This is a genomic window from Seinonella peptonophila (genome assembly GCF_900129355.1).
GTDB lineage: Bacteria > Bacillota > Bacilli > Thermoactinomycetales > Thermoactinomycetaceae > Seinonella > Seinonella peptonophila.
On the sequence record NZ_FQVL01000003.1, the window covers coordinates 61,580 to 80,610 of the forward strand.

Consider the following 19,031-nt stretch of genomic DNA (forward strand, 5'->3'; position numbering starts at 1 on the left):
GGAAGCAGCCTATCTTGTCCCAGTCATTACCCACCCATAATACATGTCTCGTTCTTCCGATCTTCCTTTACATCTAGATAAACACTTATGCTATCAACCACCTCACTAGCGACGTAGAGCCATGATCTACGCAGCCTAAACGCTGGTTTACTACTTGATAACTCAAGCACTCTCAAGATAGTGTTAGCTCTTTGCCAAAGTTGGTAAAAGATGTTTGCTATTCTGATGCCCTATTATTTCCTAAACAAATCTTTCATTCTCGAGCCTTATATTCAAAAAGCATTTGAATTTAAGCCCAATCCAGCACCTTCAATACACTTTATTAGTTCATTAAGTTTTTTAGGGTCATTGTGCTCAATCATTAGAATCGGATATTCTCGTTTTAATTCCCATCCTCTCCCTGTTCATTTCTTTGAGGTGTCTGTGGATCATTATTCTTCTTTTCATTTACATTATCAGGTTCTATTAGTAAGTTTGACTTTTTCTGTCTCTCTTCGAATTCTTTCTTGCCTTTCAAAAAAGATTCTCTAATTGCTTTCAAGTCCATGAAGATTACCCCTTTACCAAAAAGATATTGCTAAATCATTCTATCCTTATATTTGATTCAATATTGCTCTTTGTTAAACAAATTATAAAATTATACACAAAATACAACAAATCTCCAATTTCCAAGCTCAATTGGTTGTAATTGTGGAATATTTGGTTTGAATGATTTTTTCGAAAAAAAACCAGTGGAATTACTCTTATTTGATGTCATTACAGGAAAAAAGCAAAATATTAGATTTAATTTGGGAAAAAATTTTTTTGGAGGTTTTTTATCTATGATATTCTCCCCAAAAAAACCAAAGGAAATTGGTAACTATTTTATTTTAATTGCCTCGACCTTTGTTGGATCATTTAGTGTATTGAAGTCGGCTGGAATTGGTTGGACGTTATTTTTTTGATACCACTCCATATATAGATTCCAATCGGTTCGATATGCTTTTTGTGTGTTGGTTTCCCTAGACGCCTACATATATTTATCTACCTTTTTAGTAGAATCGACTTCGTGTGATTTGCGAATGATAATATCCTTTCTGACATGTTCAACCCACTTTCTAAGTTCCGATAATGTAAGTTATCGGATATAAACGAAACTAAATACAGCTCTTAATATCCGATAAGACAGTAAGCATGGGCTAAAATTCATGTCCGGTAAGGTTTATTCCAGTTTGCTCCCTAAACCCTATCTCAATTTGAAATTTCTTTTGAAATTCACTATTTACTCGTTGATTTCCATGCTCTATATCCTTTCGTTAAAAGATAAGAAATAAAAAGGATCACTGCAACGATTCCATCAGTAAGAAATACAGTTTGAATATCTGGTGTGATTTTATTTATCAACAAAGGAACCGTAACAGCAACTGCTGCTTTGTGAAAAATGGTCAATTCCCAAATCCCAGCATAACGACGGGGAAAAAATGCTAAAAGAAGAAAAAGTCCAGTAAATACAAGGAAACCATAAAGACGCCAGATTTCTCCTACTTTTCTAATCGGTTCGGCTTCTGTCACAGTTGTTAAATTTAAAAAAAACGACGCAAACGCACCAACTGCACATAGCAGCAGCAATACCATAGATAACAAATCTTTCCATTTAGATACAGTTGACATCTAATCCCTTCTTTCAAAAGACATTATAATTATGCTACAAATAAATATAATAATACCTTACCATTTCATTATCTAAGCGTTGTCGAATAAAAATAACCGATAATAACTTTTTTTACCAATTTATGTGTTCATTTACTCTGCTCAATACTTCATCTGGTTCTAAGTCATTTTTATGATGACTTTATCTTTCTTGATTGATGCATTTGTCACTTTCTTACACCACTTAACCATGTTAGTTATAGAATAGGAGCAAGAACGAAACACTGGTAGACTTCCCTCAGGTTCTCCCAGGTCGATCCTGCTCCTATTCTACAATGTTATAAACCGCCTTCTCGATCAACGAAGCACAACAACAAGTCATGTCTATGAAAGTGGCGGTTTTGCAAACATATGCACTCATTTCTTTCGATCCTCTAAATTTTTCGCTTTAGAAACGATTGCATCGACATCAATCTCAGTTCCCGTTTCGATTGCACGCCTTGCAATACTTCTAATTGACATTCCTTTGCTATTCGATTGGCTCCAATCCACTCCCAATTTGTTCCCCGCTTCTCTGATCCTGTTCTCTATTTCCAATTGTGCCCTTTTTTTTGATGAATGTCTTTTTTTCCTTTTAGGTGGTTTTTTATCTTCATCCATGCCCATTCACCTTCTGATTTTAAATTCTTTCATTTTATTATAGATAAAATTTAAATAAATGCTAATATCATTTTGATAATCCTAAATATTTTATTTACCTGCATATGATCGAATCATGTGACATTCATTTATAACATAAAATGAGAAGACATCATAAAGCTTGTTTAACCATTACACGCGATGAAAGATTAAGGTTCATCCATATAGCAAAATTCAAATAAAAATCCCCATTTATGCCTAAACATAAGCGGGGAAATATAAAGACTTATGACTAAATACGATGTCTTCTTCTTCTACGTCTTCTATTAATTTTTATATCAATATCGATTTTAATGTTATTCCTATTTCTCAATGTATTTCTATTTTTGTTTATATTCCTAGTTGATCGTCTCCTTCTCCTTGACATTTATTCCCCTCCTTTTAAAAGCATACTAGATAGATATTCATAAATCTAATATCTATATACAGAGTATTCAGTTTTATAGATAGATGTGCTGGATGCTCACACAGATTATAAAATATAGGGTTCTATCATGTTCATGATATTTTCAGCTAGTATTGAACCTCTCATATGATAGTGAATCAGCAGTCACATTTCCATTTATAGGGATTCATTAAGTTAAAATACGTAGCAAATACTAAAAAACAACCTAAATAAAGGAGTACAAATATATGAATGAACGCAATATATTTGCTTATTTCCATGAATTAGACGAAGCAGAACGCGCAGCATATGAATTACGTAATAGTGGTTTTAAAAAAGTTCAAGTTGATCGTTTTTCAGCAGCACCTGGTGGTGGTAAAGATACTGATTTAGATTCCGAGATTAATGGAATTCTTCGACAACAAAATGAATCCCTTACCACTACAACGCTAGGTATTCCCAATACAAATCCAGATTTAAGAGTGATTGCCGCTACGCATCCTGATGCAAGTGGAATGTCAGATGGAGATGGCTTTCACCATCCTGCTGATATTTGTTTAACAGTGCTTACAACAAATGATCAATACCCAAAAGCAGAAGCCATCTTAAAAAAATATAAGACTCTGTTTTGATAGAGAACAGCAATGTTTGATAATCGGTGCAACAGATCGACTAGATCATCAATAAGACTCTCTATTTGGTCTATAAACCATATATATTTAAATATTCTGTTTATTTAGATTGCAGGTAACCGCCCTTTGGGGTTGCGGTTACTGCGGTCAAAGACCTCAGGAGCTTACGCTCCTGCGAAGATGGGCTTACCCATCTCGATGTTTGCTCTGGCCGTTGTCTGTTTTACTAGAGCGAGTGAACCTCCTTTGGATCAGTTGGATTCAGGCGGAGAGCTTGCAGTTGCGGATCTTGGCGCCGAGCTCGCGGATCTTGTCGCTGAGCTTGCGGTTGCGGATCTTGGCGCCGAGCTCGCGGATCTTGTCGCTGAGCTTGCGGTTGCGGATCTTCTCGCCGAGCATGTCGTACAGAGTGACCGCCTCGTCCGTGGTGAGAACAGCCACACCATCACACTCGGTGGAGGTGATCCTGCCGCTCCCGTCCTCCACCTTCAACGCGGGGCAAGTGTTAGTGGGACCGCAGTACACCTCGAAACCCTGCTCCAACAGCTCTTCCTTGCGGGACATGATCCAACTCCTCTCCGGTTATCCAGACTCTGCGTTCTTTTACGTAGAACAAATCACAGAAACCTTATTACACTCATACCCAGCAGCACAATTGTTAAACATAACACATCTATCCTATTCAATAATACGAATAATGCAATAAATGATGGATAGCTATTATAAAATATTAGATATTCTTATTCACCGATCTGCAATTTTCTACAAACAGTTGATGAAAACGCACATCTGAAGTTAATTCAGGATGAAAAGACAAGCCTATGAGCTGTCCTTGTTTCACTGCCACGATTTGATGATCAACAGTTGCTAATACCTCTACATCTTCTCCAATATCCTCAACTAAGGGAGCGCGAATAAAAACAGCTGGAAATGCTTCTTCCAATCCTTTTACTGTGATCAACTGTTCAAAGCTATCCCGCTGACGACCAAAAGCATTGCGGCTGACTGTCACATTAAGTATCCCCAAATGAACATCAGACTGCTCGTGAATGTGTTGAGCTAAAATAATTAATCCGGCACATGTTCCCATCATTGGCAAGCCTTGTTTCGCTCTTAGTTTTATTGGTTCCATTAGTTGATTCAGATGCATTAATCGAGCAATGGTTGTCGATTCCCCGCCAGGTATGATCAATCCATTTAAACCAGTTAAATCAGACTCATTTTTGACAAGTACTGGATCAACATCCAATTGGTTTAACATTGTAAGATGTTCTGAAACAGCCCCTTGTAAGGCGAGTATTCCGATTTTCATTATTACCAGCCTCTTTCTTGCATCCGATCGTCAGGTTCAATTTGTGAAATTTCAATGCCAGTCATCGGCTGTCCAATTCCTTTAGATAGTTCTACAAGTTTTCCATAATCCTGATAATGGGTCGTAGCTAATACAATTGCGCGAGCAAATTTTTCTGGTTGCTCTGATTTAAAGATACCTGAACCGACAAATACACCATCCGCACCTAAATGCATCATCAAAGCAGCATCGGCAGGTGTTGCCACTCCACCAGCTGCAAAGTTGACGACAGGTAGGTTACCATGTGTATGAACTTCACGAAGTAGCTCATAAGGGGCATTCCATTCCTTGGCTTGGTGCATTAATTCATCACTAGATAGATTCGCAATCTGTCGGATTTGCCGTTGCATCGTTCGCATATGGCGGACTGCCTCTACAATATTACCTGTCCCTGGTTCTCCTTTGGTTCGGATCATGGAGGCACCTTCCCCAATCCTTCGCAAAGCCTCTCCTATATTTCGCGCACCGCAGACAAATGGAACTGTAAAATCTCCTTTTGCGATGTGAAAAGTCTCATCTGCGGGAGTCAAGACCTCACTCTCATCGATATAATCGACCCCCATCGCTTCTAATATCCGCGCTTCTACAACATGTCCTATGCGCGCTTTTGCCATTACCGGAATCGAAACAGCTTGCATCACTTCTTCAACGATTTTAGGGTCTGCCATCCGTGCAACTCCACCATCGGCACGAATATCGGCAGGTACACGCTCTAAAGCCATTACTGCAACGGCTCCTGCAGCTTCAGCAATTTTCGCTTCTTCTGCATTTACTACATCCATAATCACGCCGCCTTTTTGCATCTCTGCCATTCCGCGTTTCACTCGCTGTGTTCCCAAAGCTTTATTATTCATGAGTAAATCCCTCCAAGTGATATTTGAACCTACCCATTCTTTATAACCTGAAATCAGAAAAATGTAACGATAACAGTGTAACGGTTATATCCTTTATGCGAATATGGATCATTCATTACACAAAAAGACCTCCTATATGGAGGTCTTTTATTAGTGAATCTCTACAGGCATAAGTGGTTCAGCCGGTTGAAATTGAAAGATTTTAGAGTAGAAGTAAAGCTCACCCTCCATCGCCTGTTTTAGATGTTCTGCTTTTACAAAGCCATGTCCTTCTCCTGGAAAAACGACGCACGCAACTGGACAATGCCTTTTTCTCAATTTATCGGCCATTTGTTCAGCTTGATTAGGAGGAACGATTCGGTCTAGTTCCCCTTGAAAAAAGATAGTGGGTGTAAAATGTTCTTCAGCATAAATCGGAGAACGTTGATGAAAGAGTTGACGATGCTCAGGATAAGAGCCGATTAATTTTTCTAAGTACCGAGATTCAAACTTATGTGTCTCTAAGTGCAATCTTTCTAAATCACTAACGCCAAAATAACTAGCACCTGCTTGAAAGAAATTATGAAAGGATAGTGCTGCTAATGTTGTATAACCACCTGCGCTACGCCCTCTTATGATCGTTTGTTTTGAATCAACGGCACCTTGCTGAATCAAATATTTTGCTCCGTTGATACTATCTGCAACATCATAAATGCCCCAATTCCCATAAAGCGCCTGCTGGAACGCACGACCATACCCAGTACTTCCACGATAATTCAAATCTAAATAAGCAAAACCACGACTGGTCCAGTACTGGATATCTAAATTAAACAAAGTTGTAGCTGCTGCCGTTGGTCCCCCATGACAATTGACAATTAACGGTGGATATTCTGAATCGATCCCCTTATATTCGCGATGATGTGGCGGATAATAGAAACCATGTGCTACCATTTGATTCGTGGTGGGAAAGGTGATTTCTTGAGGCAAGGATAAATCATCGATTGAAAATGATTGTGCTGTAGATGTATGTAAAACTTCAACAGATTCTGTCTCTAAATCAATTTTCACAATGGAGGAGGGAATGGTAGGTGATCCAGCTATACAGACTATTTCGGTGGTGGTCAATTGGAGATGACTGATATAGGTATAGGGTGTATCAATTGTCTTCCATTGTCCAGTTTCAAGCTGAAGCAAACCAATTCCCCATCGCCCATGTCGATTATATGTACAAACTAGGGATTGATCTGTCAATAACTGATATGATGGAAGCCCCAGTTGAAAGGCTGGACCTGCAAATTCTGCCTCCATCGGACATAAAGGAACAATTTTTCCCTCATTTAATCGATACAAATTCCACCAACCCGATCGATCTGAAATAAAATAAAGCTCATGATTGACAGACCATTCAGGCTGTCGAACTGATTCATTTTCTCCTCCTGCTATGCATCTCTTTTGAGAGATACGCCCATCTTGATTACAAGTTGCTAACCAAAGCTGACTAGAATCCCAAGGCATATGAGGATGATCCCATGTAATCCAAGCGATCTTAGAACCATCTGCACTTAGACTTGGCGATGCATAGAAGTCATGTCCATCATCGATTACCTGTACTTCACCCTGCTTCAGATCAATACTAACCAACTGATTCACCGGTTCTAAACCTTCCTGATGAAGTTCTCTTACAGCTAGCAATCGATTTCTCACCGAATCAAAGACTAACTCCGCATATCGACTTCCATCATCTGGAGTGATCGCAGTTGGTGAGCCTTTTCTTTTGACTGCATAAATTCGCTGATCTTGGAAATTGGTAAAATAAATGACTCCATGGTGAACCACATATGAACCACCACCATATTCATGTACACGATTATGGCTATTCCAAGGTGTTGCAAGCTTTTCTTCACGTTTTCCGGTCGAAGTATGATGTACAATCACAAAGCGACCTGATTCATAAGGACGCTGTTCAATCCAATAAATATCATCACCATCGGTCTGAACTTCAGTAAATGATATACTCTTAGCAACAATTAAGTCAGACGAAATTGGAGAACGCCATGAACCATAAGTAGCTTCCATCTGATTTCATCCTTTCTATCTGTTGTCACTGTTCATTGAATCGAGTAGATGTTTTAAATGATTGACAAAAGAGCTCTCTTGGTCCTTTTTCCCTAACAGATATTGAAAAAGATATGGAAATGAATTTAATTCCTCAGTCGTCTGTAGATAAGCTTGTACCGCTTTTGCGCCCAAAATCCCTTGATGTTTTTTTTGCTTTTTCGTAGCTACTTCCATAATAGATGAACCAATCACATAGTGAAAAATAATCTGCAAGTATTCAACTGCTTTCTGTTCATGAAAACCACCTTCCTGTAATGCACAATAAAGCTGATCTAGATAACACAAGGAATGTGGGCCAATCGGGGAAAAACTACCAAATAGCTGTACAATCCAAGGGTGACGCAAAATCACCTGATGATACTCTAAGCATAGAGAGACGATCTTATCTAACCAATCTTGCGCCTCTCCTGAATAGGTGATCTCCCCCAAAATCTCATCAGCAGCATGTTCTAATACCTCATCCTTACTAGAAATATACCAGTATAGTGTAGTTGTTCCCACTCCTAAGTGTCCCGATAACCTGCGCATCGTAAAACCTTGGTACCCAGCTTGATCTAATAAATAGATAGCAGCTTGTACAATCTGTTCCCGGCTCAATGTCTCTTGTGGAGTTTGTTGTTTCTTTCTCATCTTGTACAATCCTCCTGTTGAATACATTTTACCATATTCGGTTATTTTCCAATATTCCCAACGTAATCCTTGAGACGAGAATGACTCTTTTCGTTTGCATGAAAAGAGTAACTAATGGACATCCTACGAAGGAAACTATTCGGGAGGCGATCATTCATGCAAATAGAATCAACTGGACAACAAACAGGTATGCAAAGTGGTTCAATTAATATGAACCATGGTGGTCATGAACTAAACGATGTGCAAGAAGTCTTAAAAAGCACGATTGGTTTACTTGAACAATATGTGCTTTTTCGCGATCATATCCAAGATCAAGAATTGTCCCAAATACTCGACCGTCAATATCAATTTATCTTAGATGAGTATAATATGTTGGTACAATCGTTTTCCACTGGACAAGACCCGACACATGGCACGAAAAAATATGAAATGATTGAAAACAATGATACGATTACGTATGGATTAACACCTGGACAGCCAAAAACGCCAAAAATGTCTACGAATGAAATTAACTGCGCATGTATTTCAGGATTTATGTTAGGACTCTTGAAAACTATGGCTAGCGCAAAAACAATGGCATCTTTAGAAGTAACAAATCCAGTTGTTCGTCGTGTATTGCAAGATAGTATCCCAAATTGCATTGAAATGGCTTATGAGCTATCACTCTGGCAAAATCGCAAAGGTCACTATCAAATCGCTCAGTATAGCCCTTCTGATATGCAAACCATCTTACATGGGTTTGCTACAGCACAAGGCAGCCCTCAGTCTTCTACTACTTATGGTAGCCCAACTAGTCATTAATTTTCACAATCAACTCTAAAGAAAGCCTCTGTTATCTTAATAGAGGCTTTTTTCTTTTAACAAATGATATACTATGATTGTGACAACCAGAAGGAGGGCATAGCATGGATGGTCGGCAAAGAAATGATCTTCGTCCTGGAATGATGGTGCAAATTGTATTGAAAAAAGATCAACCAACAGGTAAGCGCACAACTGGGATCATCAAAGATATTCTCACCAAATCTCCTACGCATCCACGAGGAATTAAGGTACGATTAACAGATGGTCAAATAGGACGTGTACAAGAAATTGTCAATCCTGGAGTCAACTAATTTCAGTTGGCTCTTTTATTGACAGGTATAAGGAAATGAACTTATAATTTTAAATATTTATATTTTCTCAGGAGTCTGATTTTTCTGCTCACTCCTGATTTAAGGAGGCTTCAATGAAACAAATTAAAATTAATTATCTTCTCCTTTTGACACTAGTGATTGGGATGATCGTAAGTCCAACAAGTCTCTATGCCGAACCGAAAAATGATATCAGAGGTCCTAATAATCCTTTTTATCAAATAAAAGCTGAATACGATGAAAAACATCATCGAGTCAGTGGTAAGATCAATCTCTCATTTACACAGAATTTGTCCTATGAGTTAAAACAGTTGGCATTCCATTTATGACCAAATGCAAAAGAATATCAACAAAAAGGTGGGAAATTAACCATCCATCATGTAATGGTAGATGGCAAATCGGTTACACCTACTATAAAAACAACCGCAATGGTGATCCCGAATCTGCAACTTCGCCCTCACTCAAATCATCGTGTTACTATGAATTTTGAACTCTCCATCCCAAATGTAGAAGATCGACTCGGCTGGTCGAAAACGACTGTATCGTTAGGAAACTGGTTCCCCATCCTTGCCGTATACGATCAAGAAGGTTGGAACTTAGATCCCTATGTCTCGATGGGTGAGAGTTTTTATTCCCTTACTGGTCGTTTTCTAGTAACCTTCACAACTTCTCCAAAGCAAGTAATTGCAACTACTGGTACAGAAGTAGGTCAACCGATAATCCGACAAGGTAAAGCGATTCATACTTATCAAGCCAATCAGGTGCGTGATTTTGCAATGGAACTCGACTCAACTTACCGCAAAATCAGCCAAAAAGTTGGATCGATTAACGTTCAAACTTTTTATCAACCGGCTTATAGCAAGTTCGCAACCGATATGCAACGTGCTGCAATCCAAAGCCTACAACTATTCCAACAAAAAATTGGTCCCTACCCTTGGCCAGAATTAGATGTAGTCACCATGAAAGGGTCATTTGGGGGAATGGAATATCCTCAGCTTGTCATGATCTCAATGCGTAAAAAAAGTACAGTAGCTCGAATTAGGACTGTTGTCGCCCATGAAGTTGCCCACCAATGGTTTTACGGACAGATTGGCAATAATCAATATGATGATCCTTGGTTAGATGAATCGTTTGCTTCTTACTATGAAAGTATGTTTGATCAAAAATTAAACGAACTGAATGCCAAACCTGTTGCTGACTCTCGCTTTCATCTTTCTTCTCCAATGTCAGTCTTTACCCAGAACGGAAAGCAATTAGATCGCATCTATGTACAGATGATCTATAAGTATGGTCCACGAACATTACACGATCTAGAGAAAAAAATTGGTTCGGAGACCTTTGAAAAAGGGATCAAAACCTATTTTCAACAAAAACAATTTGACATCACAACAACTTCTGATTTCATTCAGATAATGGAACAAATCAGCCATCAAAACTTAGACACTTTTTTTAGACAACATCGTGTTTTTATCGAATCGTAACCTTTTATTTATCAGCCCCACACTATTTGTCCAGTGTGGGGTTATTGAAATGTCTGCTTAAAGTACAGAATATGCACAGATAAAGTCTCTCACTTCTGTGTATAATGGAAACAAAGACAATGATTAAAACAAATCTAAAGATGACCATAGAAAACTGAAAAGGAAGGTTTCTATATGTCTAACTCACCATCAAATAGGTCGATTATTGAACAAACTGATCAATATGGGGCAAACAATTATCATCCTTTGCCGATTGTGATCTCACATGCTGAGGGTGTTTGGGTAACAGATACAGATGGCAATCGATACTTGGACATGCTGAGTGCTTACTCTGCTCTCAATCATGGACATCGTCATCCCCGAATTCTCGATGCTCTGTTACATCAATTAAATCAAGTTACGCTAACATCTCGCGCCTTCTATAATGATCAATTAGGCCGATTCTATCAAAAGCTAGTAAACTTAACAGATAAACAAATGGTTCTACCAATGAATACAGGAGCAGAAGCTGTTGAAACAGCGATCAAAGCAGCGCGCCGTTGGGCATATGATAAAAAAGAAGTGCCAGCGGGACAAGCCGAAATCATTGTCTGCGAAAATAACTTTCATGGGCGAACTGTAACTGCAATTTCACTTTCTTCAAATCCAGAGTACCAACGTGGATTCGAACCCCTAACACCCGGCTTTCGTGTGATACCTTTCGGTGATTTAGAGGCATTGAAACAAGCCATTACACCCAATACTGCTGCCTTCTTAGTCGAACCAATACAAGGAGAAGCAGGCGTGATTGTGCCACCTGAACATTATTTACATTCTGCCTACCAGCTATGTAAAGAGAACAACGTTCTTATGATAGCCGACGAAATTCAAACAGGATTGGGTCGAACAGGACAAATGTTTGCTTGCGACTGGGAAGAGTTCCGTCCTGATGTCTATCTATTAGGAAAAGCGTTAGGCGGAGGTATGTTGCCTGTATCGGCAGTAGTGGCTGATGCTGAAGTTTTAGAAGTGTTTGAGCCAGGCTCACATGGTTCGACATTTGGCGGAAACCCGCTTGCTTGTGCTGTGGCGATTGCAGCGATTGATACATTGATCGACGAACAATTAGCTGAGCGTTCCCGCAAGTTAGGAGAACAGTTTAAAACTGCTTTGAAAGAGTTAGAAAATCCCGATATCAAAGAAGTACGAGGAAAAGGACTTTTTATTGGTGTAGAGTTGTCAAAGCCAGCACGACCATATTGCGAAGAGCTGATGAAGCATGGATTACTCTGTAAAGAAACTCACACTCATACTATTCGTTTTGCTCCTCCACTTACAATTAGTGAAAATGAGTTGGCACTAGCGTTAGAAAAAGTACGTAGTGTTCTAGGTTAATTGGTTTATGTAGAAACAAGCGGATGAATGCATATTCGCTTGTTTCTTTTAATTAACTGTCAATTGATCTGCAAACTTCGCTAAAGTTTTTTCCCCAATCCCTGGAATCTCTTTTAACTGATCTACTGACTGAAAAATTCCATGTTCCTCTCGATAACGAACGATTGCTTTTGCCTTAGCTGGACCTAAACCATCTAGTTGATCCAGTTCTTCCTCTGTGGCTTGATTTAAATTCAGTTTTTCATTTCCTGATAAAGTTCCAGCTAACATCGCTTGTTGTTCACCTATCCTGGGAATATAGATCATCATCCCATCTTGTATCTTTGCAGCTAAATTTACCTGTCTCGCATCTGCGGTTGTTTTCAAACCGCCTGCTTGTTCAATTACTTGATAAAGTCGCGCATCTTTTGATACTTGAAAAACACCTGGTCGATTTACTTCACCTTTCACATCAACCATGATTGCAGATATTTTTTGACCTATTTTAGCTTCTGGCTTTACTGCCCGTTTTTCAATTTCATCAGCTGAAAAAGAAGCTTGCTTCGATTCTGGCTCAGCTTTATGAAAGAATAAATAACATAAAAAAACAGCTAGTACAATCAATAACAGAATGATCAGTATTTTCTCTCGACGACCCCATGTATAGATCATTATGAAACACCCCCATCTCTATCCAACGGGCTAAACATGCTATACTTTGACGAATCAGTAATGTCTCAATCAAAAGAAAGATTTTGTCATACATTTCCCAAAACTTCTTCATTTCAATATACCAATTTTTGGTGAAATCGACAATATTGGTTCTTTTTCGATTTCCGTCTAAGTTGCAGGGCGATTTTCTCCACTTCGTTTGTTTTGTCTATTCTCGTCTACCGCTTCCCCAAGAGGTTTCCCTTCTTTAGCAAGCTGTTGATCACGTTCTTTTGCTTCTTTTCTCCACCTGGTCACATTGTCATCATGTTGTTTATTCACTGCTCCACGCCTCCTTTTGATTAGTATGCTAAAAAATAAGAAGAACCATACAATCATGGTTCTCTCATTTTATGAATAACGTCTATTTTTTCCTTTTAGATAAATTGGGGTCACAAAAGGGCGAATCCGTTCCATAATTCTAGCACCCTTCACTGATTCTGTGCCGCCTTTCTGCGTATAGGAAAAGTAATCATGCAATTCATCAAGAGAAAGGTTTGAGGTATAAATGGTGGGGAGCTGGTTCGTCATTCTTTGGTGAAAGATTATACTTAAAATATCATCACGTAACCAAGGAGAAATATTTTCCGAACCAATATCATCTAACACCAATACTGGCACTTCACTTAACGCCGTAATTTTGCTACTCACATTCTGTTCTGAAATCGATTCCTTCATCTCAACCGACAGAGCCGACATATGCATCATTACAGAAGAAATCCCATTTTCGGCTAATTCGTTTACAATAGCACCTGCAATATAGCTCTTCCCAACCCCAAAAGAGCCATAAAAATAAAGTCCTTTTGGCTTCTCCCCGTTTGTAATTTGCATGCAAAATGCTAAAGCGGCACGAATTGCTTGCCCTCTGGTCTGACTCTGTTCGATCGAACGAAATGTAGCTTGCTGAATGTCTGGTGGAATCTGATGACAGCGGATCAGCATTGCCCTTTGCCTTGCTTCACGCTCTTGCCTGCGATAATCACATTCTGTCATTTGAAGTGAGAAGTAACTTCCGTAAAACTGTATTTGTGGATAATGTCCTTTTACTAAATTCGGGCATTTCTCTAATCCTGGGCATTGCTGACAATTGGTTCGTTCCTCTATATACTGAGTTAATTGTGAATATGAAGCATGAATTTGTTTTCTATGTAAAGAAGGGTGTTTTCGTTTTATATCTGCAATCAAGGGATGATTCTCAAGTTGATCAATCTGTTGATGAATCTTTTGTTGGTCTATTCGCTCTTTCCATTTTGGTGATACGACTTGGGCTATCTTTTTCATCTTTCACCCTCTCCTAGACCGTTCATAAAGATATAAAACCCCCCACCCTCAGCATTCATTTGCTAGGGATGAGAGGTCGGTAAACTAGCTAACTTGCTTTCGATTATATGAACTTTATTCTTCGTTGTCAACTTTTTTCTTGCTGCTTACTGGACATGGAGGCTTTCTGCATCTCCCCAGAGTCGTTCCAAATCATAATAATCCCGTTCCTCTTTGTGGAAAACATGCACAACCACATCACCAAGGTCGATTAGAACCCATCTTGCTTCACGGATTCCTTCGATTCCTAGACAAGGAATATTTGCCTCCTGAATTTTCCCCCTGATATTCTTCACAATCGCTTGTACTTGCCGCTCTGTCGTCCCATGACAAATCACAAAATAATCAGCGATGGTCGAGATGCCTCGAATATCCAAGATTGTTACATTATGTGCCTTTTTCTCCTCGGCAGCGGTGGCTGCTAAATAAGCGATTTCCACTAAGCTCAAACATTATTCCTCCTTTTTGTCCTTTACAAGAGTATCCAACAAAGCATTTCTTGTTTCCAAAGTTAATGGATAAATCTTTTTCCCTTTATCAAGCAAAAAGCGAATGGTATGATTCAAAGAAGTTAGGATCGCCTGATTCAGATTTGAATTTGCTAAACTTCTCAGTTCATCTACCCCAGGAAAACTACGCCCAGGTTCAACGACATCGGCAATAAAGATAACTTTCTCTAAAATTGACATATTAGGACGACCTGTTGTGTGAAAGCGAATCGCATTTAAAATATCTTCATCTTCAACCCCAAACCTAGATCGTACTACTTCTGCGCCAACAGGCGCATGCCACAACTCTTTGTCATAAAGAAGTAAATCTAAATTGTTGAGTTCATGTTCTATCCATTGTGAGAGCTTGATCGTCGGCCAGCATTTGCAAAAATCATGTAAAACAGCAGCTACAGCAACTTTTTCAGTCTCTAATCCATTGATCTGCTTAGCCAATTGAATTGCAGTTTCCATTACACGCAATGTATGCTCATATCTAGCGGGAAAAAGTTCTTCCTTAGTAGCTTGTAATAAATCATCAATCTTCATACAGGGAATACTCCTTCATATATTGGTAAACCCGCTCTGAGACGACATAGCGTAAAACCCTTGAATTATGAATATGTTTACGAATAAAGCTAGATGATATATTGATCTCAATCCCCTGCTCAACCCAACGAATAGCTGGTGCTACAGAAGGGGAAATTTTGCTAAGATCTACACCAGGGCGATGGATTCCAATTACTTGCGTCATCTGAAGGATTTTCTCTATTTTATACCAATTTGGCAAATCTATCACTGTATCTGCCCCGATTATTAGAAAAAAATCATTTTCTGAATAGATACTATGTAAATTTTCTATGGTTTCCACGGTATAAGAAGGGCCTGGACGATGGTACTCAAGCTCATTCACCCGAAATTGAGGATGCTCAAGAACCGCCAGACGAACCATTTCCAATCGATGATGCGCGGCTGTAATCGACCTCCCGATTTTATGTGGAGGAGTAGCGGCTGGAATAAACCAAACTTCATTGAGTTGATAGGCTTGAAGTGCTTGCTCCGCCATTAACAAATGCCCAATATGAATGGGGTCAAAAGTACCTCCAAGAATTCCAATACGCATCATTTTCCACTCACTTTTGTAATGTTTGACGCATAATCTCAATGGGCGCTATCTGATTTGTCCATTGTTCATATGCAATTGCAGCCTGAAACAATAACATTCCTAAGCCATTTTGTATTCTTGCACCTTTCGCTTTTGCAGCTTTCAATAAAGCTGTTTTAACCGGCGCATAAATCAAATCACTTACAATACAATGACTTGGAATCCAATCCGCTTCTATTGGCATTTCATGAATGCGGGGATGCATACCAACAGATGTTGTATTAATAATACATGTTGCATTTTCTAAGATTTTCTTGCCATCTTTAAGCGTACCCACCTGGATCGATGGCAGCCATTGACTTAAATGAGTCGCTAAATACTCTGCTTTTTCATTTGTTCGATTTAAGATTGTTAACTGTTTTACACCATGGCTCACTAAAGCATGACCAACCGCGCGAGCTGCTCCTCCAGCTCCGATCATCACTACCGATTCTTGATCGACAGATATTCCCATCTCCACTTCTAATGAGCGAAGATATCCCTTACCATCTGTATTGGTTCCAATCAACCTTCCATTTCGCTCGATTACTGTATTAACAGCACCAATTGCATCTGCAACTGAATCAATTTCATCCAAATAATCCATGATGGAGATCTTGTGTGGAATGGTTACATTAAATCCTTGGAAACGAAGCAATTTTATTCCTGCAACTGCCTCCTTTAATTGATCTGGAGCAATATCGAATGCAAGGTAAACATATGGTAGTCGATGATAGCTAAAAGCAGCATTCAACATCTGTGGTGACTTTGAATGAGATACAGGATGACCTAATAATCCCAATGCTTTCGTCTCCGACGTCAGTTGTATCATTGATTTCCCCCTAGCTAATTAGATAATCGAAGGTCGTAGATTTAATTGCACTTGTTCAGGAACAGTAATCGCCACTTCTGCTTTTTTCTTTCCGCTTGATATAAAACCAAATCCAGATATCGCAATATCTACTTTATCCGAAGGTAAATATAGATGCTCTTTTCGCCATTTGATACCATGCTCAGAATTCATCGGCGGTTTTAATAACCCACCAATATGTTTTTTGGCAAATTGATCTGCATGAGCCAATTTCGTTCGGTGAATCAGTAGGCGATTAGACGTATAACATACAAAGGATTGAGGATCTCCTGCAATAAAGTCAAAGCGAACGAGTCCACCTAAAAATAAAGTTTGTTTTGCCTGTAATTGATAGACCTTTGGTTTAATGCGTGATGATGGGACAACCAATTTTAATTCTGCTGGATTTAACCATTCAGTCATTCGATCCTTTCTTAACAATCCAGGTGTATCGACTAAATATCTTCCATCATCAAGTGGAATTTGAATAAAATCTAACGTTGTACCAGGATATGGAGAAGTGGTTAAATCGCTTCCATCCACTGAAGCAGCCTGTAACATACGGTTGATTAAGGTTGATTTACCGACATTGGCGGTTCCTACCATGTAGACATCTCGGCCTTGACGATAATATTCAATCGCTTCCATCGTCTCACGTACTTGAAAACCTTTTTCTGCACTTGTTAGTAATATCGCTTCCGGAAATAGCTGTTCTTGACGATAAGCATCCCGAATCCAATCTGTAACTCGCTGCCAATTTGTAGAACGTGGAAATAGATCGATCTTATTTACAATCAGGATGAGCCGATTTTTACCGATATATCGATGCAATTCAGGAATGAAGCTTCCCCCAAAATCAAACAAATCAACAATCTGCACAACGAGAGCTTCCTGGTTCCTGATCATAGATAATTTTACTTGATATGTTTCAGCATCTTGCACGATTTCTGTCATATCATTATAATGTCGAATTCGAAAGCAACGTTGACACCAAATCATATTATGATTATCAGGTATATAGCCGATTTGCGTTTCATCATCACTTTGTAAGCGAACACCACAACCCATACATACTTTCTCATCTTTCATCGTCGTTCCCCCCATTTCAGATAACCGCGTCTTCGTAACCACCAGAAAATCATTCTCTCTAATTTTCTGTTGACACGTGTCATCCAACCTTCATGTTCAGAGACTGGAACGACTAATATCGTATAAATACCTAATCGGTTTCCTCCTAGAACATCTGTTAATAACTGATCTCCAACTACAACTGTTTGATTCAATTCTGACTCCATGATTCGCATAGCTTTATGAAAAGCGATGGCAAGTGGCTTTCTCGCTGCATAAATATAAGGTATATCAAGCGAGCGTGCAAATTGTGATACGCGATCCTTTGAGTTGTTTGATACAATTGTAATCTTAAATTGGTTTTCTTGTAATGCTTTTAACCAATTACGTAATTGTGGTGGCACATGCATTTGACTAGATTCAACTAGTGTATTATCCAAATCAATAATTATAGAGTTAATGCTTTTTTGTTTCAATTGCTCAAAGTTAATCTGGTAGATTGATGGAACATACATACTTGGGATAAACAACTTCAGCAAATTTGTGTTCACCTCTATCTCTTACTCAAGCGAAATAGATTTCGTCAAAACTAATATACATTGTAACCAAAAACTTACGACTTTTGCCTTGTCTTATCAATTATTCAATCCTAAAATAAGAATATCTGCACAAAGGAGGCACACTGTTGGAAAGCTTTTTTGAAATAGACCAAACAGATAATACCTCTGGTCAAGGTTCCGGAGCCTATGTTCCGCCTGAAGCAAAAAAATGGAACTGGGGCGCTTTTTTATTGACTTGGATTTGGGGCATCGGAAATCGTGTCTGGATTTCACTATTCTGGTTTGTACCTATTATAGGTTGGTTTGGGATGCCTTTTGTGCTTGGTTATAAGGGAAGTTCTTGGGCTTGGCAACATAAACGTTGGAAACATATATATCATTTCCAAAAAGCACAAAATACATGGGCTGCTGTTGGGTTACTCGCTTGGCTACTGGCGATTGTCCTTGGAATTGTCCTCTTGGTCGTAACGATATTATGGCTAACCCCTCTTGTCATTAACTTTTTATCAAACTTGGCACAAACATTTACAGGTTTGGGACCGTTGCTCCAATACATTTTATATTTTCTGGGATTCAATACAAATATCATAAATACTCCCCAACCTCAAATGCAATTTGATCCTTATTCTTTTTAAAAAAGAGCTGCTCA

General features: G+C 38.9%; 25 protein-coding genes. 8 read left to right on the forward strand and 17 right to left on the reverse strand.

The window, feature by feature from the left end; genetic code table 11:
* Positions 1-382: 382 nt before the first annotated feature.
* Positions 383-547 (reverse strand): hypothetical protein, encoded by a 165-nt coding sequence (locus BUB71_RS19495; protein ID WP_175552309.1) that lies wholly within the window; start codon positions 545-547, stop codon positions 383-385.
* A 274-nt stretch (positions 548-821) separates the two neighbouring features.
* On the opposite strand from BUB71_RS19495, the gene BUB71_RS20195 reads away from it, so the two are divergent.
* Positions 822-944, forward strand: coding sequence for a hypothetical protein (locus BUB71_RS20195; protein WP_281248182.1), 123 nt, complete (start codon positions 822-824; stop codon positions 942-944).
* A gap of 313 nt (positions 945-1,257) precedes the next feature.
* Here the strand turns inward: BUB71_RS20195 and BUB71_RS07150 are convergent, their stop codons facing one another.
* The gene (locus tag BUB71_RS07150; RefSeq protein WP_073154158.1) at positions 1,258-1,650 is read right to left on the reverse strand and encodes a hypothetical protein; all 393 of its coding nucleotides are present in this window, start codon (positions 1,648-1,650) and stop codon (positions 1,258-1,260) included.
* 396 nt (positions 1,651-2,046) lie between these two features.
* Positions 2,047-2,289, reverse strand: coding sequence for a hypothetical protein (locus BUB71_RS07155; protein WP_073154159.1), 243 nt, complete (start codon positions 2,287-2,289; stop codon positions 2,047-2,049).
* A 672-nt stretch (positions 2,290-2,961) separates the two neighbouring features.
* Between BUB71_RS07155 and BUB71_RS07160 the strand changes: the two genes are divergently transcribed.
* A complete protein-coding gene (locus tag BUB71_RS07160; protein ID WP_073154160.1) occupies positions 2,962-3,345 on the forward strand; it encodes a hypothetical protein in 384 nt (127 codons plus the stop codon).
* A gap of 261 nt (positions 3,346-3,606) precedes the next feature.
* On the opposite strand, the gene BUB71_RS19045 is transcribed toward BUB71_RS07160, so the two are convergent.
* The 5 genes from BUB71_RS19045 to BUB71_RS07185 form a co-directional block, all read right to left on the reverse strand.
* The gene (locus BUB71_RS19045) at positions 3,607-3,909 is read right to left on the reverse strand and encodes a hypothetical protein (protein WP_139279019.1); all 303 of its coding nucleotides are present in this window, start codon (positions 3,907-3,909) and stop codon (positions 3,607-3,609) included.
* A 166-nt stretch (positions 3,910-4,075) separates the two neighbouring features.
* Positions 4,076-4,657 carry a pyridoxal 5'-phosphate synthase glutaminase subunit PdxT gene (pdxT, locus tag BUB71_RS07170; protein WP_073154162.1) on the reverse strand — a complete coding sequence of 194 codons (582 nt, stop codon included), beginning with the start codon at positions 4,655-4,657 and terminating at the stop codon, positions 4,076-4,078.
* Between the two features lie 2 nt (positions 4,658-4,659).
* A complete protein-coding gene (gene pdxS, locus BUB71_RS07175) occupies positions 4,660-5,550 on the reverse strand; it encodes a pyridoxal 5'-phosphate synthase lyase subunit PdxS (protein WP_073154163.1) in 891 nt (296 codons plus the stop codon).
* A gap of 150 nt (positions 5,551-5,700) precedes the next feature.
* Positions 5,701-7,605 carry a S9 family peptidase gene (locus BUB71_RS07180; protein WP_073154164.1) on the reverse strand — a complete coding sequence of 635 codons (1,905 nt, stop codon included), beginning with the start codon at positions 7,603-7,605 and terminating at the stop codon, positions 5,701-5,703.
* A 15-nt stretch (positions 7,606-7,620) separates the two neighbouring features.
* Positions 7,621-8,277 (reverse strand): TetR/AcrR family transcriptional regulator, encoded by a 657-nt coding sequence (locus BUB71_RS07185; protein ID WP_073154165.1) that lies wholly within the window; start codon positions 8,275-8,277, stop codon positions 7,621-7,623.
* 156 nt (positions 8,278-8,433) lie between these two features.
* Here BUB71_RS07185 and BUB71_RS07190 point away from each other — a divergent pair, with 156 nt between their 5' ends.
* From BUB71_RS07190 to BUB71_RS07210, 5 genes are all read left to right on the forward strand, one after another.
* On the forward strand, positions 8,434-9,078 hold the full coding sequence (locus BUB71_RS07190; protein WP_073154166.1) for a spore coat protein: 645 nt from the start codon (positions 8,434-8,436) through the stop codon (positions 9,076-9,078).
* Between the two features lie 104 nt (positions 9,079-9,182).
* Positions 9,183-9,389 (forward strand): YwbE family protein, encoded by a 207-nt coding sequence (locus tag BUB71_RS07195; RefSeq protein WP_073154167.1) that lies wholly within the window; start codon positions 9,183-9,185, stop codon positions 9,387-9,389.
* 113 nt (positions 9,390-9,502) lie between these two features.
* Positions 9,503-9,736: a hypothetical protein gene (locus tag BUB71_RS07200; RefSeq protein ID WP_073154168.1), complete on the forward strand. Its 234-nt coding sequence runs from the start codon at positions 9,503-9,505 to the stop codon at positions 9,734-9,736.
* Between the two features lie 54 nt (positions 9,737-9,790).
* A complete protein-coding gene (locus BUB71_RS07205) occupies positions 9,791-10,888 on the forward strand; it encodes a M1 family metallopeptidase (RefSeq protein ID WP_073154169.1) in 1,098 nt (365 codons plus the stop codon).
* Between the two features lie 174 nt (positions 10,889-11,062).
* Positions 11,063-12,262: an ornithine--oxo-acid transaminase gene (locus tag BUB71_RS07210; protein WP_073154170.1), complete on the forward strand. Its 1,200-nt coding sequence runs from the start codon at positions 11,063-11,065 to the stop codon at positions 12,260-12,262.
* Between the two features lie 48 nt (positions 12,263-12,310).
* On the opposite strand, the gene BUB71_RS07215 is transcribed toward BUB71_RS07210, so the two are convergent.
* The 9 genes from BUB71_RS07215 to BUB71_RS07250 all read right to left on the reverse strand — a co-directional run bounded on the left by BUB71_RS07215 (position 12,311) and on the right by BUB71_RS07250 (position 18,361).
* Entirely contained in the window at positions 12,311-12,913 is a 603-nt protein-coding gene (locus BUB71_RS07215) for a helix-hairpin-helix domain-containing protein (protein ID WP_073154171.1), read from the reverse strand.
* Positions 12,914-13,081: 168 nt separating this feature from the next.
* The gene (locus BUB71_RS19500) at positions 13,082-13,234 is read right to left on the reverse strand and encodes a hypothetical protein (RefSeq protein WP_175552310.1); all 153 of its coding nucleotides are present in this window, start codon (positions 13,232-13,234) and stop codon (positions 13,082-13,084) included.
* 69 nt (positions 13,235-13,303) lie between these two features.
* Positions 13,304-14,233 (reverse strand): primosomal protein DnaI, encoded by a 930-nt coding sequence (gene dnaI / locus BUB71_RS07220; protein WP_073154172.1) that lies wholly within the window; start codon positions 14,231-14,233, stop codon positions 13,304-13,306.
* A gap of 146 nt (positions 14,234-14,379) precedes the next feature.
* Positions 14,380-14,721, reverse strand: a complete 342-nt coding sequence (rsfS, locus tag BUB71_RS07225) for a ribosome silencing factor (RefSeq protein ID WP_073154173.1) — start codon at positions 14,719-14,721, stop codon at positions 14,380-14,382.
* A 3-nt stretch (positions 14,722-14,724) separates the two neighbouring features.
* Positions 14,725-15,309: a bis(5'-nucleosyl)-tetraphosphatase (symmetrical) YqeK gene (yqeK, locus tag BUB71_RS07230; protein ID WP_073154174.1), complete on the reverse strand. Its 585-nt coding sequence runs from the start codon at positions 15,307-15,309 to the stop codon at positions 14,725-14,727.
* Positions 15,299-15,886, reverse strand: a complete 588-nt coding sequence (gene nadD / locus BUB71_RS07235) for a nicotinate-nucleotide adenylyltransferase (RefSeq protein WP_073154175.1) — start codon at positions 15,884-15,886, stop codon at positions 15,299-15,301. The genes yqeK and nadD overlap by 11 nt, the downstream gene beginning before the upstream one ends.
* 7 nt (positions 15,887-15,893) lie before the next feature.
* Positions 15,894-16,736: a shikimate dehydrogenase gene (gene aroE / locus BUB71_RS07240; RefSeq protein WP_073154176.1), complete on the reverse strand. Its 843-nt coding sequence runs from the start codon at positions 16,734-16,736 to the stop codon at positions 15,894-15,896.
* Positions 16,737-16,754: 18 nt separating this feature from the next.
* Entirely contained in the window at positions 16,755-17,843 is a 1,089-nt protein-coding gene (yqeH, locus tag BUB71_RS07245) for a ribosome biogenesis GTPase YqeH (RefSeq protein WP_073154177.1), read from the reverse strand.
* Positions 17,840-18,361, reverse strand: a complete 522-nt coding sequence (locus tag BUB71_RS07250; RefSeq protein ID WP_073154178.1) for a YqeG family HAD IIIA-type phosphatase — start codon at positions 18,359-18,361, stop codon at positions 17,840-17,842. The genes yqeH and BUB71_RS07250 overlap by 4 nt, the downstream gene beginning before the upstream one ends.
* A gap of 146 nt (positions 18,362-18,507) precedes the next feature.
* Between BUB71_RS07250 and BUB71_RS07255 the strand changes: the two genes are divergently transcribed.
* Positions 18,508-19,017, forward strand: coding sequence for a hypothetical protein (locus BUB71_RS07255; RefSeq protein WP_073154179.1), 510 nt, complete (start codon positions 18,508-18,510; stop codon positions 19,015-19,017).
* Positions 19,018-19,031: the final 14 nt, after the last annotated feature.

Bases quoted from the DNA above. Each gene is read 5' to 3' on its own strand.
- BUB71_RS19495 (WP_175552309.1), bottom strand. From the start codon at position 547: ATGGACTTGAAAGCAATTAGAGAATCTTTTTTGAAAGGCAAGAAAGAA.
- BUB71_RS20195 (WP_281248182.1), top strand. From the start codon at position 822: ATGATATTCTCCCCAAAAAAACCAAAGGAAATTGGTAACTATTTTATT.
- BUB71_RS07150 (WP_073154158.1), bottom strand. From the start codon at position 1,650: ATGTCAACTGTATCTAAATGGAAAGATTTGTTATCTATGGTATTGCTG.
- BUB71_RS07155 (WP_073154159.1), bottom strand. From the start codon at position 2,289: ATGGATGAAGATAAAAAACCACCTAAAAGGAAAAAAAGACATTCATCA.
- BUB71_RS07160 (WP_073154160.1), top strand. From the start codon at position 2,962: ATGAATGAACGCAATATATTTGCTTATTTCCATGAATTAGACGAAGCA.
- BUB71_RS19045 (WP_139279019.1), bottom strand. From the start codon at position 3,909: ATGTCCCGCAAGGAAGAGCTGTTGGAGCAGGGTTTCGAGGTGTACTGC.
- pdxT (WP_073154162.1), bottom strand. From the start codon at position 4,657: ATGAAAATCGGAATACTCGCCTTACAAGGGGCTGTTTCAGAACATCTT.
- pdxS (WP_073154163.1), bottom strand. From the start codon at position 5,550: ATGAATAATAAAGCTTTGGGAACACAGCGAGTGAAACGCGGAATGGCA.
- BUB71_RS07180 (WP_073154164.1), bottom strand. From the start codon at position 7,605: ATGGAAGCTACTTATGGTTCATGGCGTTCTCCAATTTCGTCTGACTTA.
- BUB71_RS07185 (WP_073154165.1), bottom strand. From the start codon at position 8,277: ATGAGAAAGAAACAACAAACTCCACAAGAGACATTGAGCCGGGAACAG.
- BUB71_RS07190 (WP_073154166.1), top strand. From the start codon at position 8,434: ATGCAAATAGAATCAACTGGACAACAAACAGGTATGCAAAGTGGTTCA.
- BUB71_RS07195 (WP_073154167.1), top strand. From the start codon at position 9,183: ATGGATGGTCGGCAAAGAAATGATCTTCGTCCTGGAATGATGGTGCAA.
- BUB71_RS07200 (WP_073154168.1), top strand. From the start codon at position 9,503: ATGAAACAAATTAAAATTAATTATCTTCTCCTTTTGACACTAGTGATT.
- BUB71_RS07205 (WP_073154169.1), top strand. From the start codon at position 9,791: ATGGTAGATGGCAAATCGGTTACACCTACTATAAAAACAACCGCAATG.
- BUB71_RS07210 (WP_073154170.1), top strand. From the start codon at position 11,063: ATGTCTAACTCACCATCAAATAGGTCGATTATTGAACAAACTGATCAA.
- BUB71_RS07215 (WP_073154171.1), bottom strand. From the start codon at position 12,913: ATGATCTATACATGGGGTCGTCGAGAGAAAATACTGATCATTCTGTTA.
- dnaI (WP_073154172.1), bottom strand. From the start codon at position 14,233: ATGAAAAAGATAGCCCAAGTCGTATCACCAAAATGGAAAGAGCGAATA.
- yqeK (WP_073154174.1), bottom strand. From the start codon at position 15,309: ATGAAGATTGATGATTTATTACAAGCTACTAAGGAAGAACTTTTTCCC.
- nadD (WP_073154175.1), bottom strand. From the start codon at position 15,886: ATGATGCGTATTGGAATTCTTGGAGGTACTTTTGACCCCATTCATATT.
- aroE (WP_073154176.1), bottom strand. From the start codon at position 16,736: ATGATACAACTGACGTCGGAGACGAAAGCATTGGGATTATTAGGTCAT.
- yqeH (WP_073154177.1), bottom strand. From the start codon at position 17,843: ATGAAAGATGAGAAAGTATGTATGGGTTGTGGTGTTCGCTTACAAAGT.